The sequence below is a fragment of the Pseudoalteromonas sp. KG3 genome (assembly GCF_030436385.1).
Lineage (GTDB): Bacteria > Pseudomonadota > Gammaproteobacteria > Enterobacterales > Alteromonadaceae > Pseudoalteromonas > Pseudoalteromonas prydzensis.
This window is the reverse complement of the sequence record NZ_CP098523.1, coordinates 1,089,342-1,101,479: the sequence shown is the minus strand read 5'-3', so window position 1 is coordinate 1,101,479 and position 12,138 is coordinate 1,089,342. Positions and strand designations below refer to the sequence as shown.

Sequence of the window (12,138 nt, the reverse complement as noted above, 5' to 3'; positions counted from 1 at the left end):
CGGTTAATGCTTTCTAATCGAGTTCTAAAAACTCGCGTATTTGCGGTAGTTTAGCAATACCATCTTTGTAACCTATATCAATCAAATGTTGGGTGTAGCGTTTTTCAAACAATAAGTAACTGGTTAAACTCGATTGTGAACGTTTCTTAACTCCGATCATGCGCAGCAACACTTTAATTGCCAGCGGCATATCATCATAATATTGCGCGGCAATGGCATTAAAGTTTTCAGATGGATTGACCACAAAACTGTGTATTTGTTTTAGTTCTTGGTGTTTGTCATGCGCTGGCAGCAACCCTAAAGTGCGATTGATACGCTCTAAGCGCTCTAGATCAGACTGTAAGGTGTCGGTAAATACACTATCGAGCAAGTGACCTGCAATAGACGATAACCCCGGAAAATGAGGTAAATAACCTGGTGGATGCGCTTCTTTAGGTTGCTCAACACCAATAATAAATATTTTCTCAGCCCCCAAATGCACACTCGGGCTCAGAGGTGACAATTGGTGAACTGAGCCATCACCAAAGTAGTGGTTATGCACATTGACACTCGGGAACACCATAGGAATAGCACTGGATGCCATTAAGTGCTCAACATTAATACGGGTTGCTTGGCCTTCACGTTTAGCGCGCTGCCAAGGCGATTGTGTATTGGATTGAAAAAATGCCACAGAATCACCGGTGGTATAACTGGACGCGGTGATTGACAATGCATCTAAATAATTACGATGCAAATTACGCTCAATGCGAGATAAATCCAAAATCTCATTCAGCAACACCCGCAAAGGTTGATTATTCAATAAACTCGCGGGGGGATGGTTAATATGCTCAGATTGAAAGCTGGTTAATATATTACGGGTTAAATGACCAAACACACTGATAAAGTCACTTTTATAAACCATTGAAGTCGAAAAATTTTTCCAGACTGATTCCAGTTTTCGTACCGCCAAATGCGCACACGACGCATAACTTGCCAACGCAGCAGAGTTGATTGCTCCTGCCGATGTGCCATTAATAATAGTAAATGGTAAGGGAGCTGTGCGTGGCATACTCTGAGCAAGGGCTTTAAGCACTCCTACTTGATAGGCCGCACGCGCGCCACCGCCTGTTAGTAGCAGCGCGACTTTAGGTTTATCTTGATTGACCTGCTTGATTTTCATAGTTGCAATTAAACCGTTGAGCGTCTTTACTTTATTTATTAACTGTAAGTCTTTAAGCTAGAAGAATCAAAGGATACCTTAGCTCTGAGAATAAAATTATCGCTAAGCAATGAATTATAGTAACTTAGTTGACTCTAAGTGTTGTGCATTTAAATTTTTTATGGAGTTCGTATGTCAGATCAATCACCACAGCCAGATACCGAAAAACGTCCATCAAATAATAATTTGCTGTTTGCAATCGGGGTGTTAGTTATCATCGCGTGCGTAGCAGGGTATGTTTTACTCAGCCCAAAAGAACAGCCACAGCCAATTATTGAGCAAACAATTGACGAGCCAGTTATGACAGAATATCAAGCTCCAGAGCCCGAGGTTACAGAGCCCGAGGTTACAGAGCCTGAAACGCTACCTGAGCCAGAAGTCGCGACGCGTCCAGAGCAAAGACAGGTTGAACCAGAGCCTGAAGTTGCACCCTTACCAACACTTAACGAAAGTGACACCGTAGTTGTGGCCAGCATTGATGATTACTTAAGTGATCAAGCAATGAGCTTACTAATAACAGACGATGTTATTCGCCGTGGTGTGGTATTTATTGATAACTTAGCCAAAGGTAAAGTTGTTGCAAAGCATGCACCGGTGGAACGCCCTGAAGAAAGCTTTAGCGTGATCGAAGGTGATATTCTTACCATAGATCCAAACAGCTATGAGCGTTATACCCCTTATGTAAAAATATTCACCAGCATGAGCGCAGCGCAAATCGTGCGTTTATACGATGAATACAAACCGCTGATCAATGATGCGTATGCAGAAATTGGCTATCAAGGCGATGCGTTTAATCAAACACTTGAAGAAGCGATAGAGCTATTACTGGATACTCCAGAGCCAAAAGGGGATATGCCGTTGCTACGTGATTCAGTAACTTATCAATATGCTTACTCAGAATGGGAACGTCTACCAGCCGCTCAAAAGCAACTGCTGCGTATGGGCCCAGAAAACATGAAAAAAGTAAAAGCAGTACTGCGTAGCGTAAAAGCAGAGTTAGAGAAACAATAAAATCGTTTAAAAAACAGTGTGATTGTATGTTTAACATGCAATCGCACTTTCTTTTTGTGTTTACCCTTGAATAACACAACAAAAGTAGAGATAATCCTTCCCGCGCCAACCAAGGCCCTCAATGGTAGTCTTATTGGTCCTCTCGCAACACTAGCAGGCGAACCTGGTCAGGCCCGGAAGGGAGCAGCCACAGTTTGTGACGTGTGTGCCGAGATGTGGCTGGTAAGACTGCCACCCAAATTCCTCATTTGGGTGACATAAATTTTCCCTTTTAATTATCTAAAAATCACCAATACTATGTTCTCACAATGCGCTTTATGGTGAATCCTCATCAAAATTGTAATGGCATCATTTTTTAATCAAAATCAATATCTTTCACTCTTAATTGCACCGCTTCCATTACTCTTAAACCACTACCATACATAAGGCCTGCAATAAGATAATAGCGCTTATTTAAATGAGTCATAAGCAGCTTAACTTCTTCTGGCGTCATTACGACAGGCAGTTTTGCTTGTTTTTTACTGCGGGCAAAATTTAAGTTTAACGATAGTTCACTTTTTATTATGTGCTTGTATAAAAATGACAATGAATTAAGTGCTGTGGCTTGCGTTCGTGGTGCAACATTTTGCTTTAACACTAAGTGTTCTAGATAGCGTTCGACTTCATTGTCTCCCATTGAGGCGGGGTGGCGCTTATTATGAAAATGGATATAAGATGCAATCCACCTCAGGTACGTGTCCACGGTACGTAATGAATACTGACGTACCAACATATAATCAGCGATATAATTTAAAAATGGGGAGCGCGTTTTCATGTCATCACCAATACAAAGTGCTGTATAAATGTACAGCTTAGTTGTTTTGCTCCCATATTCAAGAAAATGAGCGACGAGCGCATTTTCTCTTTTCTGAATATCTTTAGTACCAATAAAAAATTATAGTTGGCAATGCATTAAGTTATTTGTTAATAATAGATTTATTAGATACATGAGCGTGACATCGGCAGAAAGATGCGCGACGCGCGCACTATAAAAATGTTAGCTATTTGGTCTATCTAATTAAGGAGTAAATAGTAGTTGGCAGGATTTAGTAGTAGTTCAAGGCCTATTAGCAAAGTGGTTGGCGCGATAGAAGATCACGGCTTTGTTATATTGAATGCTCTAGGGCCACTAGGAGTGGCAGTTTTCCTAACATTCGTCGTTGATTGGTGGAGCGGAAACAGCTTAGGGTCTGTATCTTCTTTCAAGGAATTCTTGTTAGCACTCAAATTTTTCGTATGGAATCCAATTTCAGGATCAATATCTTTCCTTTTGTTAACATTGTGGGGCGCTGTTGGTCAGGCTAAAGACCTTCGAGCACTTAAAGCTACCAATGACTCTAGTGCCGACGAAATAGCGAGCCTTAAGCTAGGGAGCGAGAAGCTAAGAAGAGAGGTTTTAGATCGGGAAAACCGATTGAGAACAGAGATTGAAAACAATTACGTATTAGCAGAAGAGCTGATTAGTTCATTCAAGAAGATCGCGCATCTTTGGACATGCCAAATATTTAATGAAATGGCATTCACTGTTAAGCATAGAATATCTATATATTACTTAGATGCTGATAAGAAAAATCTTGTTCTTCTTGATAGATTTGCAAAAAACCATGAATTCAATCAGCCTGGCCGACCATTCTTTGCAAGAAACCAAGGTGTAATTGGGGAGGCGTGGGCCGAGGGTGAGTATTTCGAAAAAAAGATTCCTATATTTAACCGGAAAAATACTAACTATTATCAATACCTTGAAGATAATTACGGTTTTTCAAGAGATATTAGTTCTCGACTGAGAATGAAGAGCTGCACTATTGGTGGATTTGCTATTGAGGATGCTCACGGCCATCATATAGGTGTAATAATTTTTGAAAGCCAAGATCAGAATGACTTTGATGATTCTAGACTAAGAGATCTGGTAAAAAGAGAGAACCACCGATTGGTTGAATTCATATCAGATGCATCGTCACGAGATATGAGACCTTTGCCAGCACAAGATGACGAAAGAAGCGAAGGAGAGGTTGATGAACAAAAAGTTGCATGATCTCATGGCATTTCTTTACTCAAAAATAACCCATAAGGCTGACTTATCCAAGGCTAGGTTTACTAAGTTGGTATATCTCGCAGACTGGAAAATGAGTCAAAGACATAGTCGAACTATCTCGAATATAGAGTGGCTTTTCAATCACTATGGTCCATATGTGGATGATGTTGTGAATCTCGCAAGAGATAGTTCCGACTTTAATGTGGTTATTACACGAAATCCGTATGGAAGCTTAAAAGAACAAATTGAATTTGTTGGCGATATAAAAAAATGTAGCTCCATCGATTCTGATGAGACTCAGGTTATCGAAGAAATTGTTCGTGAAACTGACTCTCTGTATTTCAACGATTTCATAGATCATGTCTACTCGACTTATCCTGTAAAAGAAAGTAGTCGATATTCTGTGTTAGATCTTCCGAAAATGGCGCAGAAGGAAGTATTGGCTAACAAAGCGTTGCACCGGACAAGCCGGTGAACGCGGCGTTAGCTTTTTCACGTAGCACTATAGGAGGTAAATTTGAAAATTTCTGAAATAAATACGTTAAATGATATTCAAGAGTATGAAAAGTCATCCAACTTGAAGCGAGATCTTGAAAAATTAGTATCCCCTTTGAAGTTTGAAGTTGATAGTAGTGAAGAACTGCTTAAACTTATTATTACACTTAAATGTAAATGGTCAGATCTAATGATTGGCCCATTTGTATCTGAACAGCAAGAATACATTTACTATTTAACCAAGCTAGAAGGGAAGCAAAGAAATAAAGCTCTAGGTATAACTGACCAACACTATGAAGATAAAGCGTTGGCAAATAAATGGAAAAAGTCACTCGCTCAGAAAGTTGCAAGTGATAAGGGGGGCTGTGATCAAGCAATGAAGGTCTTACTCAGTATTTATGAAGTTCTCGTGGACGATGACTTTGGAGATGATGATGAGTGAAGATAATACAGAGCTTGTCGTTCACTCTGCGTCTGAATTGACACTAAATTTTCCTAAAGCTAATCCGCATATATCTACTGAAGAGGCGGAAAAAACGAGAGTAGGAATATCAGAGCAAGGGGCATTTACACCAGATGGAAGGTAAGCGTATAGCTAACGACACCTAGCTTTGCTTAATGTTCCAAGGTAGCAGTGGCTCAAGGTTATCTGGCTGCTCAGCAAGGCGCTGTAAGCAAGTAGAGATATAGTCATGCACCACAAGGCCATTTGCCTTTGCTGTTTCAACAAGACTATAAAGTATGGCGCTGGCATGTGCACCATTGCAGGTATTTGAGAATAACCAGTTTTTTCGCCCTATTACGAATGGTTTTATGGCTCGCTCTGCACGGTTGTTATCAATATTGAGCCTGCCATCATCTAGGTATCGCCGAAATTTCTCAAACTGATTTATCGCATAGGTAATTGCTTCACCTAACGCCATTTTTGGTGGGATTTTATCTTTATGCTTGAGTAACCATTGATACAATTCATCAACGATTGGTTTGGCTTTTCTCTGCCTAATCTTGAATTTTTCATCGTGCGATTTATCTTTGATGGCTTGCTCAATACCGTAGAGCTTGCGAATAAGGTTTAGTGCTACATCTGCTTTGACGGTTTTTTTATTATTGCCTTTAGCCTCGATGAATTTACGGCGCATATGGGCTAAGCACGCAACCAGTGTTGCATTCGTTTGCTCGTAAGCCTTGTAGCCGTCGACGTGCATGTAGCCTTCGTAACCATCAAGGAAATCAACCGCACATTGGCCTGCGCGACTGTTATGGTAATCAAACAAGACAATATTGGTGCCTTTACTCGGTTTATCATCGCCGCAACAATACAGCCACATATAGCTGGTTGCTTTATCTGCATTAATGACGTTTAACGGGGTTTCATCGCCGTGAATAACCGGTTGAGATAGCAACACGTCTTTTAAGCGTTGATACAGAGGGGACAACAGGTCTGCGCAGCGCAACATCCAGCTCGACATGGTTTGTCTGCTCAACTCAATACCAATATCGCCTAACATGGTTTCTTGGCGATAAAGTGGTAAGCCAAACTGGTATTTACACATGATTATTTGGCTCAGCAAGCTGGGCGTTGCGATGCTTTTTGGAATGGCTGTTGCGGGCATAAGGGCGGTTTTTACCACACTTTCAATGCCTTCACGCTCACAGTGACGGCACGTATATTTAGGGCGAATGGTTTTGATTACTTTGATATGCGCTGGCACAAACTCGAGTGCTTCACTGCTGCTTTCACCCATTTTGTGAAGGGGGCTTTGACAGCAATCACACATTTTGTCATCCTCTTCGAGGTCAACAACCACCTCAATTTGTAGTGGTCAACTAATTTTGGCCACAGTTTTAGAATCTTGGTATCTAACCTCAGATTCATTTGGCGCTAAACCAGCATTATAATGATGCGGTCTAACATTATTGTAATATCCATTTATGTAATCGCTTACGCTATATTTAGCTTCTTTAAAGTTTTCATATCCAACCTTTGGCATCCATTCCGTTTTAAAGCTTCTAAAAAATCGCTCCATAGCCGCATTATCCCAACAATTTCCGCGTCGACTCATACTTTGTGTAATTTTATAGCGCCATAAACGTTGGCGGTACTTCAAGCTCGTATAATGGCTCCCTTGATCTGAGTGAAACATCAACCCACTTGGCTTACCTCTACTTTCATAAGCGAGTTCAAGCGCCTTTAGTGTTAAATTAGTATCTGGCGACAACGACATTGCCCAACCAACCACTTTACGCGCAAATAAATCAATAACGACCGCTAAATAAGCCCAGCGATTGCCTGTCCAAATATACGTTACATCACCGCACCACACAGTATTCGGTTCAATAACATCAAACTGCCTATCAAGCAGGTTTGGGATTTCAAGGTGTTCATTACCACCGCGCTTATATGAATGTTGAGGAATTTGGCAACTTTCAAGCTTTAACTTAACCATTAGCTTAGCAGCACGATAACGGCTCAATTCAAAATCATTGTTTGTCGCTATTGTAGCTATTGTCCTTGCACCTGCTGAGCCTCCACTCATTCTATGTATTGCTTTAACTTCAGCCTCTAACCTTACTTGCTCAGGTGTCGGCGTTGTATCGCGTATAGCCCAATATTTATAGCTGCTGCGATGCACATCGAATACGCCACATAGCACGCTAATGGGATAATGCTCTCGTTGATTTAACTTCTCGATTAACGAGAATTGTTCAGGGAGTCGGACATCAAGAGAGCGGTAGCCTTTTTTAATATGTCCTTTTCTAATTCAATGCGTTGGATTTGCTTTTTAAGTTCACGAATTTCAATTTGTTCGGGCGTCATTGGTGAAGCCGATAGTGACTGACCATTACGCTCTTGCTTTAATTGAGTAACCCACTTACTTACGGTTGATTTACCAACACCCATAGCCTTGGCTGCATCTTCTTGCGTATAACCTTGGTCGACTACAAGCTGAGCCGTTTCTAATTTGATTGCCGCAGAATACGTTGCGCGTTTTAATTTCGTCATTTTTTCACCCAAATTTGTATGCTTATTAGCATAACATTTCTTTCTTAATGGGTGGCCAAAATCACTGTACCACTACAGGCAAGCTCCTCCATGCGTGCAATACAGGATAGAATGATTATGCACTGACCCCAAGTGAACAAAGTGGTTGTTTTATGGTGTATTGAACACTCGCAGTCACTCTCACAGAATGTGTTTATTGTTTTGTTTCCAAAAATAATTATCATGGGTGTCATTTCATTTTCACGCGAAGTGTTTGTGCACGACATCATTCAGCCAGGTAACCCACAGCAAAATGCTTACATAGAGCGCTTTAATCGCACGGTACGCTATGATTGGCTGAGCCATTATATCTACAGTGATATTAGTGAGTTACAAGATAAAGCAACACAATGGTTATGGACATATAATAATGAGCGGCCTAATATGGGGCTAGGTGGCATAACGCCAATACAACGATTAAAACAATTACGAAGCAGAAGTTCTACAACTAACCTCCATTAAAAATGGGGGGATTACCCTACCATAGCTACTCTGTTGATGAGGAAAAAAAATGAAACACACCTACGATATACACGGAATGACCTGCAACGGTTGTCGTAATCACGTAGCGCAAACACTCTCTAAAGTGGAAGGTGTAACCAAGGTGTCAGTCGATTTAGAAAATGCACAGGCAACTATCGAGATGGCATCTCATATTCCTATTGAAACCTTGCAAAAAGCGATGGAACAGGACGGCGGCCGGTATAGCATTTATAAACTTGGAGAACAACCTAAAGCACTAGAAGCCAAAACGGAAAAACCCAAAGGAAAAGGAACGGGAACCTTTTATTGTCCTATGCACTGTGAGGGCGATAAAACTTATGACAAAGCTGGCGATTGTCCTGTCTGCGGAATGGATTTGGTGGAAGAGCAAAATTTATCAGCATCTTCAAGTGAACAGTGGACGTGCCCAATGCATGCCGAAATTGAGGAAGACGAAGCGGGAGCCTGCCCTATTTGCGGTATGGATTTAGTGCCCTTGCAAGCAGATACTTCTTCCGAAGAGAAAACGTATAAAAAGCTCTTAAACAAATTCTGGATAGCATTAGGATTTACCTTACCGATTTTTTTGATCGCAATGAGCGAAATGATCCCGAATAATCCACTGTACGATGTGATGGAACAAAAAGGGTGGAATTGGATTCAGTTTGCCTTGTCAATTCCCGTTGTATTTTATGCTACGTGGATGTTCTTTGAGCGTGCCTATAAAAGTATAAAAACCTGGAACCTCAACATGTTCACGCTCATTGGCATTGGCGCCAGCGTGGCGTGGTTATTTAGTGTTTTTGGCATATTATTTCCAGACTTCTTCCCAGCTCAATTTAAAACTGCAGCTGGCGCCGTACACGTTTACTTTGAAGCGGCTACGGTAATTCTTACGTTAGTACTAATGGGCCAGGTTTTAGAAGCAAGAGCACACAGCAAAACGAATTCAGCAGTAAAAGAGTTGCTAAAAATTGCACCTAACAAAGCCGTGCGTGTTGTCGATGGCACTGAGGAAGAAGTCTCCATTGATAAAATTGTAAAAGGAGATATTTTACGGGTTAAACCAGGTGACAAAATTCCTGTAGACGGCGTAATTACCGAAGGGCAAAGCACTGTTGATGAATCTATGATTTCTGGTGAACCTATACCCGTCGATAAGACACAAGGCGATAAGGTAAACAGTGGCACTATAAATGGTAATCAATCTTTTTTAATGAAAGCCGAAAAAGTAGGAAGCGATACCTTACTTTCTCAAATCATCCATATGGTAAACGATGCCAGTCGTAGTCGTGCTCCTATTCAAAAATTAGCAGATACCGTTTCAGGATATTTCGTGCCAGTTGTTGTGATAATTTCTTTAATCACGTTTGCCGTTTGGGCAATGTGGGGCCCAGAGCCCGCGTACGTATTTGCCCTAGTAAATGCTATAGCGGTATTAATTATTGCTTGTCCTTGCGCATTAGGCTTAGCAACGCCTATGTCGGTTATGGTGGGTGTTGGTAAAGGTGCTCAAAATGGCGTATTGATTAAAAATGCCGAAGCGCTTGAAAAGTTAGACAAAGTAGACACGCTTATTGTCGATAAAACAGGCACAATTACCGAAGGAAAACCAACCGTTGAGAAAATAGGTGTTTTTGGTTCAAATTTTGACGAAAGCGAGGTTCTACATTTTATTGCATCGCTAAATAGTGCCAGCGAGCATCCACTTGCTGCTGCAACAGTAAAGTATGGTAAGCAGCAGAAAGTCGATATTTCAAAAACTGAAAACTTTAGTGCAGTAACCGGAAAAGGAGTGGAAGGAACCATTGATGGCAAAAAGCTTAGTTTAGGTAATGCCAAAATGATGGAGCATGCAAATGCGACTATTTATTCCGCAATGACAGCCGAAGCACAGTCTTTTCAAAAACAAGGCAAAACTGTTTCTTATTTAGCTATAGATGGTGAGGTAGCTGGGTATGTCGTTATTGGCGATAAAGTTAAAGCTACCAGTGCCAAGGCTATTAAAGCGCTACAAGATAAAGGCATTGCTGTGATAATGCTCACTGGAGATAATCACGACACCGCCCAAGCAGTAGCTAGTGAGCTTAGTCTTGCCGATTTTAAAGCTGGAATGTTACCAGAAGACAAACTCAAAGAAGTCACAAAATTACAACAGCAAGGAAAAGTTGTTGCAATGGCAGGTGATGGTATAAACGACGCGCCGGCACTCGCTAAAAGTGATGTAGGTATCGCCATGGGAACGGGAACTGATGTTGCAATTGAGAGCGCAATGATAACACTCGTAAAAGGAGATCTACACGGCATTGTAAAAGCGAAGAATTTAAGTCATGCCGTGATGAGCAACATTAAACAGAATCTGTTTTTTGCTTTGGTTTACAATGCACTAGGTATTCCTATAGCAGCAGGTTTATTATACCCGTTTTTCGGCATATTATTATCGCCTATGATTGCAGCACTAGCTATGAGCTTTAGCTCAGTTTCCGTAATTGCGAATGCACTACGCTTAAAAACAAAATCAATTAATTAATATCTATCAGAACTAGAAAAAAGATGGGTTCAGAAAACTTAGCGCAAAAAATAAATAGCATAGTGTAATCGGTGCTATGCAGCCATTCGAATATTGCTGTGCCGCTTAATTAACGGCACAGCTTGTTCTGGATACAAAACATATAGATCCTTGTGGATATGCTCATACCACTTGACCATGCACCATAAACACTCAGATTAGACACGTAATTATATTGTAAGCAATTAAAAAATAACAACTTAAACGCTTTTTGATTTTCAGGGTGTGTCTTAATTATAACTGCATATTGTAACTATCAACTTTTGCGTAGGTTTTGCTAGTACCATCTTTAAGTAACACTAATATCTGATACGGCATAAAACGGTCGCCCACTTCCATACCCGGTGAACCTAGTGGCATAGCTGGCACTGAAAGACCTATAGCATCTGGCACCGGATTAGCTAAAAACATATGAATATATTTAGCAGGAATATGGCCCTCAAATACATAACCACTCTCAGATACTGCTGTATGGCATGAGATATGATTTGGCTGAATGCCATAGCGATTTTTGATAAAACCTAAATCATCATAGTCTTTTGCGATAGCTGTTATGCCATTTTGCTCTATATGCGATATCCATTTTTTACAACAGCCACAGCTACTTGTTTTATAAACAGTTAATAAAGGCACGCTCTGTTGTTGGCTCACCACAGGCTCTGGCGTAACTTTTGGATCATTATTAGTTACAGCGGGTTCAGAGCATGCTGTTAGCAAAAATACTGCTGCAAATAAGGCAGTTAAAGTTGTCAATTTTGGCACAGGGTTCTCCTAAAAAATAAGTCTTAATAATAAATAAAGCTAAGATTAACTTTGTGGTCCAACAAGTGTCGTAAACACGCTAGTCGTCACTAATACTGAAACCACCAATAGCGTTTCAATAAAAATTGACAGCCGCAGCGGTTGGACATTTTTATGCTGCACCAGCTCAGCAACAAGCTTAAGTTTATGCCAAGCCGCTAACAGCAACATGGCACTGACAAATATCAGTTTTAACATCAAAAACTGACCATAATTGGTAGTGAATAAATTGCTAATGGGATCTACAAGTTGCAACAACAACAGCACACCACAGGCGATTAATATTGAAACAAAAAACACCGCTACCTTGCCAAAGTATGCCATTAATGTCACTAAACTATCGGCTGGCAACGCTTTACAACTTTGATGCACGGGCCACAAAGAGCCAGCCCACGCTGCCATGGCAAGTACATGCAACACTAACACCACCTGAGCTTCGGATAAGAAATTACTAATTTAAAGGAACT

General features: G+C 40.8%; 10 protein-coding genes, 1 other RNA gene and 2 pseudogenes. 7 read left to right on the top strand and 6 right to left on the bottom strand.

Going from position 1 to position 12,138, the window contains the following annotated elements; genetic code table 11:
• Positions 1–13: 13 nt before the first annotated feature.
• Positions 14–1,159, bottom strand: a complete 1,146-nt coding sequence (locus NDQ71_RS05295) for a patatin-like phospholipase family protein (RefSeq protein ID WP_301562379.1) — start codon at positions 1,157–1,159, stop codon at positions 14–16.
• A gap of 171 nt (positions 1,160–1,330) precedes the next feature.
• On the opposite strand from NDQ71_RS05295, the gene NDQ71_RS05290 reads away from it, so the two are divergent.
• Together NDQ71_RS05290 and ffs are read left to right on the top strand one after the other, a co-directional pair.
• Entirely contained in the window at positions 1,331–2,209 is an 879-nt protein-coding gene (locus NDQ71_RS05290) for a DUF3014 domain-containing protein (RefSeq protein WP_301562378.1), read from the top strand.
• Positions 2,210–2,340: 131 nt separating this feature from the next.
• Positions 2,341–2,437: signal recognition particle sRNA small type (gene ffs, locus NDQ71_RS05285), an RNA gene on the top strand.
• A gap of 127 nt (positions 2,438–2,564) precedes the next feature.
• Here the strand turns inward: ffs and NDQ71_RS05280 are convergent.
• Entirely contained in the window at positions 2,565–3,023 is a 459-nt protein-coding gene (locus tag NDQ71_RS05280; RefSeq protein WP_301562377.1) for a phage integrase N-terminal SAM-like domain-containing protein, read from the bottom strand.
• A 261-nt stretch (positions 3,024–3,284) separates the two neighbouring features.
• Here NDQ71_RS05280 and NDQ71_RS05275 point away from each other — a divergent pair, with 261 nt between their 5' ends.
• Genes NDQ71_RS05275 through NDQ71_RS05265 form a run of 3 tightly spaced genes read left to right on the top strand, consistent with a single transcriptional unit; the run spans position 3,285 to position 5,217 of the window.
• Positions 3,285–4,280 (top strand): hypothetical protein, encoded by a 996-nt coding sequence (locus NDQ71_RS05275; RefSeq protein WP_301562376.1) that lies wholly within the window; start codon positions 3,285–3,287, stop codon positions 4,278–4,280.
• A complete protein-coding gene (locus tag NDQ71_RS05270) occupies positions 4,261–4,755 on the top strand; it encodes a Panacea domain-containing protein (RefSeq protein ID WP_301562375.1) in 495 nt (164 codons plus the stop codon). Before NDQ71_RS05275 ends, NDQ71_RS05270 begins: the two co-directional genes overlap by 20 nt.
• 42 nt (positions 4,756–4,797) lie before the next feature.
• The gene (locus NDQ71_RS05265) at positions 4,798–5,217 is read left to right on the top strand and encodes a hypothetical protein (RefSeq protein ID WP_301562374.1); all 420 of its coding nucleotides are present in this window, start codon (positions 4,798–4,800) and stop codon (positions 5,215–5,217) included.
• A gap of 163 nt (positions 5,218–5,380) precedes the next feature.
• Here the strand turns inward: NDQ71_RS05265 and NDQ71_RS05260 are convergent.
• Together NDQ71_RS05260 and NDQ71_RS05255 are read right to left on the bottom strand one after the other, a co-directional pair.
• Positions 5,381–6,592 (bottom strand): annotated as a pseudogene (locus NDQ71_RS05260) (IS66 family transposase); the annotation flags it as partial.
• Between the two features lie 6 nt (positions 6,593–6,598).
• A protein-coding gene (locus NDQ71_RS05255; protein WP_192543254.1) for an IS3 family transposase occupies positions 6,599–7,779 on the bottom strand; the annotation gives its coding sequence in 2 pieces (ribosomal slippage) (positions 6,599–7,521 and positions 7,521–7,779; 1,182 coding nt in all).
• A 267-nt stretch (positions 7,780–8,046) separates the two neighbouring features.
• On the opposite strand from NDQ71_RS05255, the pseudogene NDQ71_RS05250 reads away from it, so the two are divergent.
• Both NDQ71_RS05250 and NDQ71_RS05245 read left to right on the top strand, forming a co-directional pair.
• Positions 8,047–8,280: pseudogene (locus NDQ71_RS05250) on the top strand (integrase core domain-containing protein); the annotation flags it as partial.
• Positions 8,281–8,329: 49 nt separating this feature from the next.
• Complete coding sequence (locus tag NDQ71_RS05245; RefSeq protein ID WP_283710474.1) at positions 8,330–10,831, top strand: heavy metal translocating P-type ATPase; 2,502 nt, start codon at positions 8,330–8,332, stop codon at positions 10,829–10,831.
• A 273-nt stretch (positions 10,832–11,104) separates the two neighbouring features.
• Here the strand turns inward: NDQ71_RS05245 and NDQ71_RS05240 are convergent, their stop codons facing one another.
• A complete protein-coding gene (locus tag NDQ71_RS05240; protein WP_283710475.1) occupies positions 11,105–11,632 on the bottom strand; it encodes a DUF411 domain-containing protein in 528 nt (175 codons plus the stop codon).
• Between the two features lie 45 nt (positions 11,633–11,677).
• Positions 11,678–12,091 carry a copper resistance D family protein gene (locus NDQ71_RS05235; RefSeq protein ID WP_301562373.1) on the bottom strand — a complete coding sequence of 138 codons (414 nt, stop codon included), beginning with the start codon at positions 12,089–12,091 and terminating at the stop codon, positions 11,678–11,680.
• Positions 12,092–12,138 lie beyond the last annotated feature (47 nt).